The organism is Aquirufa novilacunae, from assembly GCF_045310505.1.
Classification (GTDB): domain Bacteria; phylum Bacteroidota; class Bacteroidia; order Cytophagales; family Spirosomataceae; genus Aquirufa; species Aquirufa novilacunae.
Genome location: NZ_JBEWZG010000002.1, coordinates 599,906 through 616,150, shown reverse-complemented (window position 1 = coordinate 616,150; position 16,245 = coordinate 599,906). Strand labels below are relative to the sequence as shown.

General features: G+C 43.0%; 18 protein-coding genes and 1 tRNA gene. 11 read left to right on the top strand and 8 right to left on the bottom strand.

The genetic code is table 11. The features are described from left to right. Positions 1-13: 13 nt before the first annotated feature. Positions 14-1,051, top strand: coding sequence for a WD40/YVTN/BNR-like repeat-containing protein (locus tag V7S74_RS08010; protein ID WP_406778241.1), 1,038 nt, complete (start codon positions 14-16; stop codon positions 1,049-1,051). Here V7S74_RS08010 and der read toward each other — a convergent pair. After that, positions 1,031-2,353, bottom strand: a complete 1,323-nt coding sequence (gene der / locus V7S74_RS08005; RefSeq protein WP_406778240.1) for a ribosome biogenesis GTPase Der — start codon at positions 2,351-2,353, stop codon at positions 1,031-1,033. The genes V7S74_RS08010 and der overlap by 21 nt on opposite strands. 11 nt (positions 2,354-2,364) lie before the next feature. Beyond that, entirely contained in the window at positions 2,365-3,267 is a 903-nt protein-coding gene (era, locus tag V7S74_RS08000) for a GTPase Era (RefSeq protein ID WP_406778239.1), read from the bottom strand. Positions 3,268-3,374: 107 nt separating this feature from the next. Between era and V7S74_RS07995 the strand changes: the two genes are divergently transcribed. Then, positions 3,375-3,447 (top strand) — tRNA-Met (locus tag V7S74_RS07995). A gap of 148 nt (positions 3,448-3,595) precedes the next feature. Next, positions 3,596-3,910, top strand: a complete 315-nt coding sequence (locus V7S74_RS07990) for a LytR/AlgR family response regulator transcription factor (protein ID WP_406778238.1) — start codon at positions 3,596-3,598, stop codon at positions 3,908-3,910. A 62-nt stretch (positions 3,911-3,972) separates the two neighbouring features. On the opposite strand, the gene V7S74_RS07985 is transcribed toward V7S74_RS07990, so the two are convergent. The 5 genes from V7S74_RS07985 to atpD form a co-directional block, all read right to left on the bottom strand. Beyond that, on the bottom strand, positions 3,973-4,872 hold the full coding sequence (locus tag V7S74_RS07985; RefSeq protein ID WP_406778237.1) for a flagellar motor protein MotB: 900 nt from the start codon (positions 4,870-4,872) through the stop codon (positions 3,973-3,975). A 74-nt stretch (positions 4,873-4,946) separates the two neighbouring features. Next, positions 4,947-5,393, bottom strand: a complete 447-nt coding sequence (locus V7S74_RS07980; protein ID WP_406778236.1) for a MarR family winged helix-turn-helix transcriptional regulator — start codon at positions 5,391-5,393, stop codon at positions 4,947-4,949. Between the two features lie 111 nt (positions 5,394-5,504). Further along, positions 5,505-6,077 (bottom strand): hypothetical protein, encoded by a 573-nt coding sequence (locus V7S74_RS07975; RefSeq protein WP_406778235.1) that lies wholly within the window; start codon positions 6,075-6,077, stop codon positions 5,505-5,507. 7 nt (positions 6,078-6,084) lie between these two features. Then, a complete protein-coding gene (locus V7S74_RS07970) occupies positions 6,085-6,315 on the bottom strand; it encodes a F0F1 ATP synthase subunit delta/epsilon (RefSeq protein ID WP_406778234.1) in 231 nt (76 codons plus the stop codon). 8 nt (positions 6,316-6,323) lie between these two features. Continuing rightward, the gene (gene atpD, locus V7S74_RS07965; protein WP_406778233.1) at positions 6,324-7,841 is read right to left on the bottom strand and encodes a F0F1 ATP synthase subunit beta; all 1,518 of its coding nucleotides are present in this window, start codon (positions 7,839-7,841) and stop codon (positions 6,324-6,326) included. A 213-nt stretch (positions 7,842-8,054) separates the two neighbouring features. Here atpD and V7S74_RS07960 point away from each other — a divergent pair, with 213 nt between their 5' ends. The 8 genes from V7S74_RS07960 to V7S74_RS07925 all read left to right on the top strand — a co-directional run bounded on the left by V7S74_RS07960 (position 8,055) and on the right by V7S74_RS07925 (position 14,915). Beyond that, entirely contained in the window at positions 8,055-10,151 is a 2,097-nt protein-coding gene (locus V7S74_RS07960) for a tetratricopeptide repeat protein (RefSeq protein WP_406778232.1), read from the top strand. A 105-nt stretch (positions 10,152-10,256) separates the two neighbouring features. Next, positions 10,257-10,562: a 30S ribosomal protein S10 gene (gene rpsJ, locus V7S74_RS07955; protein WP_130895342.1), complete on the top strand. Its 306-nt coding sequence runs from the start codon at positions 10,257-10,259 to the stop codon at positions 10,560-10,562. Between the two features lie 91 nt (positions 10,563-10,653). Continuing rightward, on the top strand, positions 10,654-10,809 hold the full coding sequence (gene rpmH / locus V7S74_RS07950) for a 50S ribosomal protein L34 (protein ID WP_130895343.1): 156 nt from the start codon (positions 10,654-10,656) through the stop codon (positions 10,807-10,809). Positions 10,810-10,871: 62 nt separating this feature from the next. Beyond that, positions 10,872-11,276 (top strand): ribonuclease P protein component, encoded by a 405-nt coding sequence (locus tag V7S74_RS07945; protein WP_406778231.1) that lies wholly within the window; start codon positions 10,872-10,874, stop codon positions 11,274-11,276. Continuing rightward, complete coding sequence (locus tag V7S74_RS07940; protein WP_406778230.1) at positions 11,260-12,831, top strand: S41 family peptidase; 1,572 nt, start codon at positions 11,260-11,262, stop codon at positions 12,829-12,831. Before V7S74_RS07945 ends, V7S74_RS07940 begins: the two co-directional genes overlap by 17 nt. Position 12,832: 1 nt before the next feature. Further along, positions 12,833-13,507 carry a tRNA (adenosine(37)-N6)-threonylcarbamoyltransferase complex dimerization subunit type 1 TsaB gene (gene tsaB, locus V7S74_RS07935; protein WP_406778229.1) on the top strand — a complete coding sequence of 225 codons (675 nt, stop codon included), beginning with the start codon at positions 12,833-12,835 and terminating at the stop codon, positions 13,505-13,507. Between the two features lies 1 nt (position 13,508). Further along, on the top strand, positions 13,509-14,018 hold the full coding sequence (locus V7S74_RS07930; protein WP_406778228.1) for a DUF2480 family protein: 510 nt from the start codon (positions 13,509-13,511) through the stop codon (positions 14,016-14,018). A gap of 9 nt (positions 14,019-14,027) precedes the next feature. Then, on the top strand, positions 14,028-14,915 hold the full coding sequence (locus tag V7S74_RS07925) for a fructosamine kinase family protein (protein ID WP_406778227.1): 888 nt from the start codon (positions 14,028-14,030) through the stop codon (positions 14,913-14,915). Here the strand turns inward: V7S74_RS07925 and V7S74_RS07920 are convergent. Continuing rightward, positions 14,890-16,191, bottom strand: a complete 1,302-nt coding sequence (locus V7S74_RS07920; RefSeq protein ID WP_406778226.1) for a 4-hydroxy-3-methylbut-2-enyl diphosphate reductase — start codon at positions 16,189-16,191, stop codon at positions 14,890-14,892. The genes V7S74_RS07925 and V7S74_RS07920 overlap by 26 nt on opposite strands. Positions 16,192-16,245 lie beyond the last annotated feature (54 nt).

Sequence of the window (16,245 nt, the reverse complement as noted above, 5' to 3'; positions counted from 1 at the left end):
GCGCTTTATCGATATGAGAAAAAACAGCCTATTACTCGCCTTATTTATTTGTGGATTTTTCCAAGGCTTCGCCCAATGGACTCCCATCACACTTGAAACGAAAGCCTCATTCCGAGCGATTCGCTCCCACGGGAAGCATATCTGGATCGGTGGAACCCGAGGAACGGTGATTCATTCGAGCGATGGTGGCGCAAATTTCAATGTCCGCAACGTACCCGGAGCGGATTCTTTGGACTTCCGCGACCTTGCTATCCTAGATGACAAAACCGTCCTGCTGATGAGTGCTGGGCCGGCTGAAAATGGAGCCGCGAAAATATTTCGAACAGAAAACGGGGGTGAAAGCTGGGAAATGGCCTATCAAATCAAAGAGAAAGGTTATTTCTTCGATGCTATTCTTTGGGAAGGGAAACAGGGATTGATTTTATCTGACCCGGCGGGTCCATTTTATGGCTTGATTCGAATAAGCAATAAGGGCCGCGACTTTTCTTTATTGAATCCGGCGAGTTACCCCGAACTACAAAAAGGAGAAGCCGCGTTCGCAGCGAGTGGATCTAGTTTACAGAAAACAAAACAGGGTTATTATATCGTGACGGGCGGCGGTTCTAAGGCTAGAGTATTGTTCAGCAAGGACGCACTGAATTGGGAAAACATTTATTCGGAAATTCCGGGTGGCGAAGGAACAGGATTTTTTAGCCTAGGTGTTCGTGACGCAAAAAATCTATGGATTGCCGGTGGAAATTATTCCCGGATTAAGGAAGGGCCGGTGCCGGTATTAGAAAGTCTGGATGCCGGCAAGACGTGGTCTCCAGTGGCGAATGCACCAGGGTATTATGTGGAGAAAATTCTATGGGCAGATCCGTATTGGATACTATCGGGGCCGGCGGAAAGCTCGGCTTTTGACCCTATGAAAAAACGCTGGATTAGCTTAGGAAAAAGTCCTTATCACAATGTGTGTCGAGTAGGCGATCGCCTGTATGGTGTAGGCGGAAGAGGCCAAATCGGTTTCATCAGCCTCTCCCAAATACAGCAACTATTTCTTTCTAAAGAATAGCGAAATAGGCGTTCCTGATAAATCAAAGGCCTTACGCATCTGATTCTCGAGGTAACGCTCATAACTTTCCTTAATATACTGAGGTAAATTACAGAAGAAAATGAACGTAGGATACGGAGTCGACACCTGCGTACAATATTTAATCTTGATGTATTTTCCTTTCCAGGCTGGTGGCGGATAACTTTGGATCACATCCAGCATCACATCGTTTAATTTCGACGTAGTAATCTTCTGCGTACGGTTTTCGTACACCTTAAGCATTAATTCCAAAGCTTGGAAGATACGCTTCTTCTCAATCACCGATGTAAAGATGACCGGCATATAATTCAAAGGCGCCATACGCTCCTTGATCGCTTTCTCTAATTGAATCGCAGTATTCGTGTCTTTCGCCACTAAATCCCACTTATTAATCATCAATACGATACCTTTCTTAGCCTTGTCCGCCATGCTGACAATGTTCATATCCTGCGCCTCTAGACCCGTTAATGGATCAATCGTCGTCGCATCGATGATGATAATAGCCACATCGCATTCCTCCAAAGCCTTCATCGAACGCAATACCGAGTAGTATTCGATGTTGTCGTCGATTCTCGCTTTTCGGCGAATACCGGCGGTATCCGTAATGATGAAATCCTTCCCAAACATCGTGTAGTGATTTTGAATCGCATCACGCGTCGTTCCAGCTTCATCGGTCACAATCGAACGATCTTTTCCTAAGATCGCATTCAAGAAAGAGGATTTTCCTACGTTCGGACGACCTAAAATCGCCACGCGTGGAATCCCTAATTCTGGATTTTCGATTCCTTCATCCTTAAAATGAGAAACCATTACATCGAGCATGTCACCCGTACCACTTCCGCTTTCGGCAGCAATCGCAAATGGATCACCTAAACCTAATTCGTAAAATTCAGCGGCAGCATAAGCTTTCTCGTGTGTATCAGCTTTATTCGCGATCAAGATAACCGGCTTCTTTGAACGACGTAAAACGTTCGCAAAATCCTTATCCAAATCCGTTAAACCCGTAGAACAATCTACGACAAACAATAAAACCGCCGCTTCTTCAATGGCTAATTCTACCTGCTCGCGTATTGCTCCTTCAAACTTATCTTCTGAACCATGCACGTAACCTCCCGTGTCAATCACGGTAAAGAAACGTCCTGTCCATTGACCGTAACCATAATGGCGGTCGCGCGTCACCCCGGACAAGTTGTCCATGATAGCTTTCTTTTGTTCGATCAAGCGATTGAACAAAGTAGATTTCCCTACATTGGGACGCCCCACAATTGCAATAATATTTGACATTCTTTGTTAAATTAATCGAGTGAATACCCGAATGAACGCAGCTTGTCGGTCTTCGCACGCCAATCAGGCTCCACTTTGACAAACTGCTCTAAAAATACTTTTTTACCAAAAAATTTCTCTAAATCCTCTCTTGCCTGAATTCCCACTTTCTTGATATTCTCCCCTTTGTGCCCGATGATAATCGCACGCTGCGATACCCGCTCCACATAAATCTCCGTAGCAATACGTAAAATGGTAGGCTCCTCCTTAAAGGATGTCACCACTACTTCACACGAATAAGGAATCTCCTTTTTATAGTTCAAGAAAATCTTCTCTCTCACAATCTCCGAGGCAAAGAACTTTTCTGGCTTATCTGTCAGTTCTTCCTTATCAAAAAAGGGCGGATGAACTGGCAAATGTTCCATGAGGTGGCTAAAGATTTGGTCCAAATGAACCGATTCTAAAGCCGAAATAGGGATAATCGGTTTGCCCGGGAAAATTCCCTGCCAATACGCGACCTTCTCCTCTAACTTCTCCATGCTCACTAAATCGATCTTGTTTAACAAAACAAGAATAGGCGTCTCTGTGAAATCTTTCCAATTGGTCAAAAAGTCCAAATCTTCGAATTCATCAAACACATCCGTCACATACAATACCACATCCGCATCCTCCAAAGAGCTTTTCACGAACTGCATCATGGATTTATGCAACTCGTATTTAGGCAATAAAACACCAGGCGTATCTGAGTAAACGATCTGGTATTCAGTTCCTTTATGCTCTCCATTCAACATCCCCAAAATTCGGTGACGCGTCGTCTGCGCTTTCGAGCTCACAATCGAAAGTCTCTCCCCCACGAGTGCATTCATCAGCGTGCTCTTCCCCACATTGGGTTTGCCAATAATACTGATAAAGCCTGCCTTGTGTTCTGGGGTCATAGAAATGAAATGTAAAATCTGCCTTAAAAAGGATAGGCAAGAATAATTTCTACAAAGATACTTGTTTTTTCTGAAAGAAACGTGCATCTTTGCACTCCCAATTATATCGCGGGGTGGAGCAGTTGGTAGCTCGTTGGGCTCATAACCCAAAGGTCGTCAGTTCGAGTCTGGCCCCCGCTACATCGAAAGAGGTCTTGCAAAAGACCTCTTTTTTTATGCCCTTTACTCAACGCCATCCGACCGCTAAATAAATAGACCAACCGCTTAATAATTCTTCAACCAAGGTTTAAATCAAAAGCACTAGGTTTACTTTAATTAATACGTGCGCATGAGAAAAACTTTGAAAATCCCCGGAATCGACCAATGCCCTGTTGACGACATCGTCAGCATCGAAGGCAAAGGAAATTATACGACCATCTTCCTGAAGAATGGCGAAACGATTCTGATGGCAAAGACACTCAAGAAATTCGAATCACAATTGCGCTTAGGCACTTTCCTTCGCATTCACAAGTCCTATCTGGTGAATAAAGTCAATATCATCGGACATGACCTAGAAGACACGAAGACCGTGAAAACAATCCTGCAACATTCCTTACCTGTCTCGCGCAGAAAATTAGATTTAGTTAGAGGGCAATTAGCCTAAAAAAAATCCATAAAAAAAGGGCCTCGATTTTCATCGAGGCCCTTTTCATTTAATCAGTAGGCTTATTTCGCTTGTGGCGCCATTAAGCTAAAGAATTGATCCAACTTAGGAGTAACAATAATCTCCGTACGGCGATTTTGCTTACGACCCTTAGAAGTCTTGTTTGCTGATGCTGGCTCATACTCACCACGTCCACCTGCTGTTAAGCGCTCTGGATCCACATCAAATTTCGTTTGTAACACACGTACCACTGAAGTTGCACGCTTCGCTGATAAATCCCAGTTGTCTTGGATACAATCAGTAGAGATAGGCACTGTATCTGTGTGGCCTTCTACTAATACATCAAGCTCTTTGTGATCATTTAACACCTTTGCTACTTTCGCTAACACAGCCACCGCTTTCGCGTTAACTACTGCGCTACCTGAAGCAAACATCAAGTTGTCAGAAATAGAGATATAAACAACCCCTTTCTTCACTTCAACTGTTACGTCTTCATCATTCACATCCGCTAATGAACGCTTCAAGTTCATTACTAAAGATAAATTCATTGAATCCTTACGTTGGATTGATGAGTTTAGGTCTTTGATGTATTTTCCTTGCTCGTTTAATGCGTCTAATGACTTACGGATACTTTCCGCACCTGACTTATTGATAACTGAAAGATCAGATAAACGATCTAATAAGTTCGTATTTGTCTTCTTGAAGTAATCTAATTGCTCTTGTAAAGCTTTCAATTGACCATTCTTCGCTTCTAAATCTGTATCTCTTTTTTTCAACTCCCCTTGAAGGCTAGCTGTCAAAGATTGGCAATCAGATAAATCAGCTTTTGCTTTTGATAAAGCGGAGCTACTAGATGCTTGTAATTGGGTTAATTGTGATTCTAAATCAGCTAATTTCTTCTTTCCTACGCAAGAGGTAAACAAGAAAGGCATCATCGCGAACACTAAAAGTAGTTTTTTCATAACGCTGGTTTGTTTAATTATCGAGCAAAAATAAGGATCTCTTGTTATATCCGTATCCCGAAATGTATTTTTTTCTAGATTGTTTTTAAAATTTCTCCTACGTCCTCGCCTAAAACTTGGTTAACGGTTGCCATGACATCGAAGAAAACAGCCATTTTTTCGGGCTCTACCCGGTCGTAAATCAACTTATTAAAGGCGATTACCCCCTTGCGCGCTTGATCTCGCTTCTTCTTTCCGATCTCCGTTAAAAAGATCTTCACCACTCGTTTATCCTCGTAGTTTGCAGAACGCTCGATCCACTTCTTGTCTTCTAAAGTTTTCAACATACGGGTCAAAGACCGCGCCTCCAAACCTAGCGCCGGTGCAATCTTCGTCGCAGGGGTTCCATCCTTATCGATATGCAATAAAACATAGCCGATTGCCATCGTCATATCAAACTGCGCCGAATACGTGTTGTACATGCGGCTAATGGCATACCAGCCGGTCTTTATATGGAAATCAATCGTTTCTTCTGCTTTCATAAGTTGATCATTGGATGCAAACAGATATGCTGGCATACCTTTGGGCAAAAATGAAGCAAAAAAAAATAGGATGCAAGCATCCTATTTTCAAAAACCTATAAAAACAAAAACTTATTGCACTCGATTACCTTTCATTCGTTTCGAATTCACTTTCAATCCGCTTAAAGATGATTTCATAATCATTAAACGAACACGAGGTGTTTTCGTCACCGACTTCGTCAAACCTTCGTATTTCTCATTGTAGACTAGGTATTTACTCCCCTCAAAATTCAAACGAGAGATCGAAGAATTCCCAGTTTCATCTACTAATTGATAGAAATACTCTCCGCGTTCCCCTAATACAGGCGCAAAGATCAAGCTATTCGACTCCTTCGCCGGATTGTCAAACGAGACATACAACTTATCTCCTTCTTCCTTTAACAAGGCGCCTGGAGTTTGTTTCTCTAAACTAACGCGGTTAATGGATTTGCCATTTTTGAATACTAATGCTCCTGCTTTCACATTTGCATCAGTTGAGCTCATCTCTCTTTCTAAAATCAAGCCATTATCATTATAGAACTGAATCTTCTGTAAAGGAATATTATTTTCCTTCACCGTTGCTAAAATAGATCCTGTTAAGAAAGCCTTTTCAGAGCAGGAGCTTAAAAGGACCGTAGCAAATAAGAATAGGGCAAGTTTTTTCATGAGAATGTTAGTTAACGCCTTCGGCTAAAACAAGTACTCGATTATTCAAAACTTCAACAACTCCTCCTTCGATTTGGAAGACCTCTTTATCAGCTGATAATTCTCCTTTAGCTAAAGTAGAAACGATCGCTGCGTGGTCATTTAAAATTTGGAAGGAACCATTAACGCCAGGCAAAGTCACTACAGATGCTTCTGCAGAGAAAACTTTACGATCCGGTGTAATAATTTCTACAAACATAATTTTCTTTATTTAGCAGCCTCAGCTAATAATTTCTCTCCTTTCACTACCGCATCCTCAATAGTACCTACTAAGTTGAAAGCAGCTTCCGGAAGGTGATCGTATCCACCATCGATGATCGCGTTGAAACCTTTGATCGTATCGTTGATATCTACTAGAACGCCTTTTAAGCCTGTAAATTGTTCTGCCACGAAGAAAGGTTGTGACAAGAAACGTTGTACACGGCGTGCGCGAGAAACGACTAATTTATCTTCTTCAGATAATTCATCTAGACCTAAGATCGCGATGATATCTTGTAATTCTTTGTAACGTTGTAAAATCTCCTTCACACGTTGCGCCGTATTGTAGTGAGAATCACCTAATACTTCCGCAGACAAGATACGAGAGGATGAATCTAATGGATCCACCGCTGGGTAGATACCTAATTCTGCAATCTTACGAGATAATACAGTTGTTGCATCTAAGTGGGCAAACGTGGTTGCTGGAGCTGGATCCGTTAAGTCATCGGCAGGTACGTAAACCGCTTGTACCGATGTAATTGAACCACGCTTCGTCGACGTGATACGCTCTTGCATGGCACCCATTTCTGTTGCTAAGGTTGGTTGGTAACCTACCGCAGATGGCATACGACCTAAAAGGGCAGACACCTCAGAACCCGCTTGTGTAAAACGGAAGATGTTATCGATAAAGAATAAGATGTCACGGCCTTGACCTTCGCCATCACCATCACGGAAGTGTTCCGCTACTGTTAATCCTGATAAAGCCACACGAGCACGGGCTCCAGGAGGCTCGTTCATTTGACCGAACACTAAAGTAGCTTGTGATTTCGCTAGTTCTGTGTTATCAACTTTCGTTAGATCCCACTCACCCGCTTCCATCGCGTGCTTAAATTCCTCACCATACTTGATAACGCCTGATTCGATCATCTCACGTAATAAGTCGTTACCCTCACGAGTACGCTCACCTACACCTGCGAATACAGAAAGACCTTCGTATGCTTTGGCAATATTATTAATCAACTCCATGATCAATACGGTTTTACCTACACCGGCACCACCGAATAAACCAATCTTACCACCCTTTACGTAAGGTGCTAATAAGTCGATAACCTTAATCCCTGTGAATAAAACCTCAGTTGTAGTCGCTAATTCATCAAATTTAGGCGCAGCACGGTGAATCGGCAATCCTTTGTCTGACTTAGGTTGAGCGATACCATCAATGGCATCTCCTACTACGTTGAACAAACGACCTTTAATACCCTCACCTGTCGGCATCGTCATCGGAGTACCTTTATCGATTACCTCTTGTCCACGTTGAAGACCTTCCGTTCCTTCCATCGCAATCGTTCTAACGCGATCCTCTCCTAAGTGCTGCTGCACTTCAAGAACAAGCGTTTGACCATTTGATTTCGTTACTGAAAGAGCATTCAAGATCGCTGGTAAATGTGATCCTTCTCCTTCGAAGCTCACATCGACAACGGGTCCAATTACTTGCGCAACTTTTCCTTTATTAACTGCGTTTGCCATTTGAATTTTAATTTGTTAGCTAAAAAACTAAGATTGTGTTTTGTTTACGAATGATACTAACATTCGGACTGCAAAATTAGCCTCTTAATTCGAATTTACCAAAATAGAAATTAGTATTTTTCAACTATTTTTTGCCAAAATCAGGCAATTTCTTTGAATGAATCGTAGTTTGTGTGAAATTTAGGAATTCATTTTTTTGACCAAAATAGGAGCATGACTCGCCCATCACTTAAAAACTCCCTCTTTTATACCTGTATCGCCTTGGTTTTAGGCGCCACAGGCTTGTGGATTTATGGTGGAGTGGCCCTTTTTGATTGGGTGGAGGTGGCCGAAATGATGCCTTATCAAAAAGTAGTGGACACGCGAGCTGGCCAGGACCTACATTCAACGGTTTATTTTATTCGCCAAAACTTCCAAATACAGGCAATCCCCCTCGATTCTACTCCTGAAATACTAGGAATCATCGTGGCGCTGATGGGTTTAGCCGTCTTATTGTTTTCGATTTTACCCGCTTGGCAAGCCCTGTTAGGAGCCACACTTTGGCTAGGAATCGTCGCTTTTTCTCTGTCTGACGCCTCCCTTGTTTCTCTAACACAAATTATAAGTAGTCAAATTTTCAGCCTAAGTCTGCTCGCTTTTGCAGGTCTTTCGGTGTTGAGTGCCGCCGCAATACCTTCTTTTCTACTAGGCGTCTCGCACGGAGCTGATCGCTTGAGCTCGAAGCGGAATCGCACGATTTTGGGTTTGTTTTGGGGAGTAAATTTAGTCTTGACCTTCGCTAATCAGCGATTCGATGTGGGCATCCGCACCGCTATCCCTGCATTTTTATGGGCGATGGTAGCTATGGGGCTCTATCTTTACCAAAACAAAGACAACAAAACCCTGCTCGGTCTCGGCTTACTTTCACTTTCATGCCTTGCCCCTATTTTGTGGCACAGCAACAGCCCTGGCGTTTTAGCCATCGAAAGCTGGAATATGATTAACCAGGTGATCATGGCTTTGCTGTTCCCCTTATTTATTCTCCGGAATTTTGGCCCGCTGATGGCCCAAAACCTCCCCATCCACAAAGTCATTCACAAGGCAGCTCTTCTGCCCCTGCATTTAATTCAAATAGGCGTTGTCATTTTGAGTGTGGGTGCCGTTTTCGCCTTCAATTCAGGCGCCTATCACCAGGGAATGGCCGCTAAAGAGAATTACGCCGGCGACATATCTGCCTTATTAGATGACCATCAGATGGCAGAAATCCACTATAAGAATGCCACACTTCATAGCCGCATAAACACGAAGAGCAATTTAAGTTTAGCTGCCTTAGCACAACAAGCAGGCGACACGGAAACCTTTGCCTATTATGTAGCCGCCAGCCAAAGCAATCGTCGTGACCCCGCACTCTCCGTAGCGCTTGCGAATGTATTTGCCACAGAAAACCGTCCTTTTGATGCTTTGTTCACCCTACAAAAGAGCGATTTAACGGATCCCCGAATTTTAACCCAATTAGCGCTACAATACGAACGGCTAGCCACGGCTGATTCTGCCGCCTATTTTTACGAAAAGGCAGCCAGCCTTAAACCCGAAAACCCGCTCTTTAAAGCTAACAACTTATATGCCGAGGTGGTCTATCGCAAGCAAAAACCCGAATTCGATCCCTCAGAAGATCTAGCCACTCAAGCTAATTTACTGGCAGCTGGCATTCCCACGGCGCCGATGAATCCTTCTTTTGTTCCTTCTGCCGACTTGCGTGATTTGGTCTACTTATATAATGGCTTGTTTTATTGGAAAGGAAAAGCCCCTCGATTCCCGCTAGCCGATTGGCAAAAAACGATGGGCGATATGTTCCCAGAGCTAGAACTATTAAAATCCTGGCAGGAATTTTATCACGAGAAACCTTTGGCGGCTTTGAATCAACTCAATGTTTCCATTGCCACCGACACGACACAGAGTTCGGGGATGACGGGTGTTCTTGCCTTTTGGAAATATGCGACAGCATACCCTGCGAAAACACCAGCCGTAACTAAAGCGAACGCCTTGCAAATACTAGAAAAATACCCTTTCCAATTAGCTGTTCTGCGAGAGGGGCTACCGTTTGTGCCTGCCAAAACAGGCTATGAGTATAGTCTAGCTGCCCTGCAATGGAACGAGCAGAATCCGGCCTATTATCCTATATATGCCTTTCAAGCGCTCAAAATGGGCGAAATATCCTATGCAGATGAGGCGATGGATCAACTAAAATCACTCGATCCGGCTTTATATCAAGCTCAGCAAGCGAGCTATTTAGCTGAGAAACAGCGGGCTCTGCAAAAAACAAAATTCTGAGGCTTGCATAATTAATAGACATTCCGTACTTTTGCAGTCCTAATTAATTTAAGTAGCGGAGTAAATGGTTCTTTCGCTGCTTAATCATTTAAAGAACCATCTTATATGAATCAAAAAATTCGCATTAAGCTGAAGTCATTTGACCACTCATTGGTAGACAAATCAGCAGAGAAAATCGTTAAAGCGGTAAAAGCTACAGGAGCAGTTGTTTCTGGCCCTATTCCACTTCCAACAAAAATTGAGAAATTCACTGTTTTACGTTCACCACACGTTAACAAGAAAGCACGTGAGCAATTCCAATTATGTACTTACAAGCGTCTAATTGACATCTTCTCTTCTTCTGCAAAAACTGTAGATGCTTTGATGAAGTTAGAATTGCCTTCAGGAGTAGACGTAGAAATCAAGGTTTAAGGACCGGTCAAGCGTAGCTTGATGAATAAATATTTTGTTTTACCTTTGCAAGCCCCAATCGAAATGATGGGCTGCTTTAACAAATAAAGAAATGAAAAGAACTTTTCAACCCTCTGTACGTAAGAGAAAAAACAAACACGGTTTCCGTGAGCGTATGTCTACGGCAAACGGTCGTCGCGTGTTGACAAACCGTCGTGCTAAAGGACGTCACAAGTTGACTGTTTCAGACGAAAAAAGAGGCAAATAAGCCATAGATCTTAGAAAAGAAGATTTCTGGTTTGCTATTGTTGTACACTTAGTATTCCTGCTTTGAAATTTACATTTTCTAAATCGGAGCGTCTAACGCATAGTAAGATTATTGATTCCTTATTCGAGAAGGATAGTCGAATCGTTGAAGAGCGATTTGTCTATCCTTTTCGTGTTTTATACATCCGGGAGAATACCTTTGAGCCCGGACTCGAGCAACCACAGATTTTGATTTCGGTTCCCAAACGTCGCTTCAGCAAAGCCGTGGACCGAAATACGCTCAAGCGTCGCATCCGCGAGGCCTACCGCCTGAACAAACCTCATTTTCAAGTGGAGGGCAAGTTGAAACTTCCAGATGTGTTGGCTTTTGTCTATATTGGTTCCACCATCGAACCTTCTGACAAAATCCACAAGAAAATGGCCGCCATCTTTGATAAATTCACCCAGCCGAATGAAACAGCTAATTAGACTAAGTCTTTTCGTGGTTTTGGGTATGGGCTTGTGGGCTTTTAGCCGGGCGGACCAGTTGTTTGATCTTGCCAAAAACCTAGACATTTACGCCAGCGTCATCAAAGAATTAAATCAATTCTACGTCGACCCCATCGACCCGAACAAGGTGGTCAAAAACTCCATCGATGGCATGCTGGATCAGTTAGATCCCTATACGGTGTATTATCCCGAAGAGGATTTGGACGAATTCAACACCCTGACCACCGGCAAATACGAGGGCATCGGCATCCGGGCCTCTTGGGTGGACAAAGGCTATTACATCACCTATGTAGACGAAAACAGCCCCGCATTGCAAGCAGGACTACAAATAGGGGATCAATTACTCTCCATTAATGGGGTAAAAATTACAGAAGATTCAGATCCTGGTCAATTAATCAAAGGCCCGAAAGACAGTAAACTAACCGCAGAAATTTCACGTGGGGAGGAGAAGCTCAGCTTGACGGTGCAGAGGTCCACCGTACAAATCAAAAACGTAGGCTATTCCGGCATCATTCGCCCAGGAATCGGCTATATCGAACTAGAAGAATTCAATCAATCCGCTACGAAAGAAATGAAAGCCGCCTTGCTTCAATTGAAGAAAGACGGGATGAAGCAATTGATTTTAGACTTACGAAACAATCCGGGTGGCTTATTAACCCAAGCGGTGGATATCTGTAACTTGTTTTTAGATAAGGAAACACCCATCGTGAGTACACGCGGGAAATTGAAAGAGTGGAACGCAACCTATAAAGCCTTAAATCCGAGCTGGGACAATTCACTTCCGATAGTGGTTTTAATCAACCAAAACTCGGCTTCAGCTGCCGAAATTGTAGCAGGCGTTTTGCAGGATTATGATCGGGCGACGATTGTAGGGCAACGGAGTTTTGGCAAAGGCCTAGTGCAAGTGACCCGCGACTTACCGTACCGAGCTAAGATCAAAATCACGACTGCGAAATACTACATCCCGAGTGGGCGTTGCATACAGGCCATCGACTATTCAGAAAATAAAGATACTGTTAAGCAAGAATTCAAAACCCGTAAAGGTCGCAAGGTAAATGCGGGAGGAGGAATTGAGCCCGATGTGTTGGTGGGAAGACCGCAAGCGAATAGCCTGATTCAGCAGTTATTAAAAGAGCGGATTTTCTTCCAATATGCGCGTTTATATAAACTAAAGCAGGCTAAAATTGCCCCTGCCGCTAATTTTCACTTAAACGATACGGAATACGAAGCGTTTGTTCAATGGGTGAAGGCGAGCAAGTTTCACTACGAAAGCCCTTTGGAAAAACAGATGCGCGATGTATTAAAAGAGACTTCGAAAGATATTTTATACGCGAATTTAACGAAAGAGCTAGACCGATTAAAACCAGAATGGGATTCCTCCGTGGCGCGTGAGTTACAAGGAAATAAAAAGGTCATCGAAGGTCTTTTAGAACAAGAAATCGTACATCAGTATTATTATAAAAAGGGAATCAATGAATGGTCGTTTGAACATGACCCTACCCTTTTGAAAAGCCTAGAATTAATTAAAAATTAACATGAGTCTGATCCTAAGTTTAGATACGTCGACCCAAAATTGCTCCGTTGCCTTACACGATAAAGGGCAATTGATCAGCCAGGAATTGGTTTCTGAGGAGGGCTCACACTCGAAAGCGCTCACGCTTTTGATTGAAAAGGTGATGAAAACCGCGGGTTTCGCGCTGGCAGATCTTTCAGCTGTTGCTGTTTCAAATGGCCCCGGTTCCTACACTGGTTTACGCATTGGTTTAGCGACCGCAAAAGGAATCTGTTTTGCGTTAGATAAACCCTTGATTTGTTTACCTACTCTGCAGGTCTTAGCTGCTGCTATTCAGGCACCTGCTGAAAAATTACTTTTACCGCTTTTAGATGCGAGAAGAATGGAAGTTTATGCCGCAGTGTACACCGCTGATCTACACGAAGTATCTTCTCAAGAAGCCCATATTTTAAACTCTGGTTCTTTTCAGGAATTCAAGCCTCTACTTGCATTCGGAAATGGATCTGCAAAATGGAAGGAAACTTGCGCTCATACCGCCATCACTTTTGTTGAAGAACCTTTGTGTCCGGAGGCTCAATACATGGGTAAATTAGCTTATGAGGCCTTTTTGAACGAAAAATTCGAAAACCTCGTTACCAAAGAGCCCGATTATTTAAAGGAATACATGGGCACTAAACCGACCTTAAAATCGCTGTAATATGGCAGAAGAAATCATCAATCGGGTGAACCAAAGCGGATTAACGCAAATCGACCTAGAGGATTTGCGCATTCCTGGGGAGCGAGTTTTTATCGATATCAAGGATCAGTTATTCCAGGGAATTGCCCTAAGAGAAAAAGATTTTCGAGAATTTATCGCGTCGCAGGATTGGTCCATTTATACTGGCAAACACGTAGCAGTGGGTTGTAGCGAAGATGCGATTATTCCAACCTGGGCTTATATGCTGCTAGGGGTCCAATTGACTCCTTTTGCAAAGACGCTTGTTTTCGGGGATTTAGCAGACTTGGAAAAACTTTTATTTGATCAGGCTTTAGCAAAGGTAAATCCAGCTGATTTTCAAGATGCCAAAATCGTCATCAAAGGTTGCTCGAAAGAATCCGTTCCCACGGATGCCTACCTAAAAATCACGCAATTATTGCAGCCGGTGGCGAAGAGCTTGTTTTATGGAGAACCTTGCAGCACGGTTCCGCTTTATAAAAGAAAATCGTAATTTTGATTTATGTCCACCGAAACGCAAGCACAATACCAGTTTATTGATAAAATTATCCAGCATCACTTAGGAGAAAACACCGAAGTGAAGGACTTGGAATTCTTTTATGGGGGTAATTTCAATTTAGCGGTACGCGTAAAATTGCAGTCAGGGGACGAGTATTTCATTAAATGGAACCAAGGTGATCACCAAGGTTTATTCGAAGCGGAAGCAAAAAATCTACATTTAGTCGGGAGCACATCTACCATTTCGGTCCCTAGCGTTATCGGCGTGGGTTCGATGGAGGAGAAGGAATACTTGATGATGGAATGCATTCCGTCGGGAGAGAAGGCGGCGAATTACTGGGTGGATTTTGGGGAGAAACTAGCGCGATTACATCGAAACACGAGTCCAAAAGGGCATGGTTTGGACTATACTAATTACCTAGGTTCTGCCGCTCAAATCAACACTTGGAACACCGATGGTGTCGCTTTTTTTACAGAAAATAGATTGCGCAAGCAATTAACGCAGGCGGTTTATGACCGTAAAATAGAGGGCGCTTTAGAGGAAAAATTAGAAGTCTTATTCGAAAAATTACCTTCGCTTTTACCGAATGAATCGTCTGCCTTGATCCATGGAGATCTTTGGTCAGGCAATGCGATGACAAATCCCGCGGGACAAATTACCTTAGTCGATCCGGCCTGTTATTATGGATTGAGAGAGGCAGAAATTGCTTTTACAACCATGTTTGGGGGATTTGAGGAAGCATTTTACGAAGCGTATAATGCGAATTTCCCTATCCAAAAAGGATTCCACGAGCGAATTCCGCTGTATAATCTGTACCCATTATTAGTACATGTGAATCTTTTCGGGGAAGGCTATTTGCCTGCTGTTAAGAAGATTGTAGAATCGTATTAACGACCTCATCCACGTCCTTTGAACCTGGGAAAAAGGACACTAATTTTCGCAAAATTTCTTCCATCACCGCATCTGGACAAGAGGCTCCACAGGTCAATAGTACACGAGTTTTTTCTTTAGAAGGAATGTAGGAGGTGGCTATGAGCTCTTCTTTGGCCACATTATCAAAATGCAAAACCTCTTCTGCTGAAATCAACTTCTCTGCATTCTTGATAAAATAGGTCGGTAATTTCGCCACACACAAGTCAACTAAGTGAGCCGTGTTCGAAGAATTATAACCGCCAGCGACAATCGCAAAATCAGCCTCCTCGGCTAATAAACCGTAGGTTGCACTTTGGTTATCGTTCGTAGCATAACAAAGTGTATCGCGCGTGTCTGCAAAATAATCCTTGATATTTTCTGGAGCCACTTGGTAGTGCAAGCGGATCACCTGACGCAAATAATCCACAATTTCTTGCGTATCAGTTGCGAGCATGGTCGTTTGATTAACGACACCAATACGCTTCAAATCCTTCATCGGATCAAAACCCACTGAAAATTGCCCTTCAAATTCCGCAAAGAATTCCTCCGACGTTTTTTCCTGTTTGATATAGGCCGCTAAAGCAACGGCTTGATTGATATTTTTTAAAATCAGCGTAGGCGTCACCGCTTGTGAATGCGAAAACGTAGCCTTCGTCTCTTCGTGACTTGGTTTCCCATGCACGATCACGGTATAATCCTTTTTGCCGATTGCTTCTGCTCTATTCCACACCTTTTCCACAAAAGGACAGGTCGTATCATAAGCATAGGGATCGATTCCGCGCGACTGCAGAATCGCCTGTGTCTCTAAAGTGGTCCCAAAAGCCGGTACAATCACAATGTCATTTGAGCTCAACTCCTCCCAGGGCACTAACTGATTTCCATAAGTATCTTGAATAAAACGTACACCTCGGTCCGCTAAATCCGCATTGACGGCCGGATTGTGAATCATCTCAGACAATAAGAAAATGCGGCGATCTGGGTTTTGATCAATAATATGGTACGCCGTTTCTACGGCATTTTCCACTCCATAACAAAATCCAAAGTGCCTCGAAAGCAACACCTCTACGGGACCAAAATCCAAGTGCGTAGGTGTAAAATCCTTTTTTAATTTATCTTGAACCCGACGAGATTCCTTGATTTGACCTATCACGTTACTCTTAAATAAAGAGGGAATGGAGAAGGATTTCATTTTTTTAAAGGTTCGTTTATTCGTTCGAAGGGTATGAAAGGCACGTGGTTCTGCAATCGAATGCATTTTATAAACTAATTTTTTGGTTATTGGTTTCCAAAATTACTACATCTACCGCAA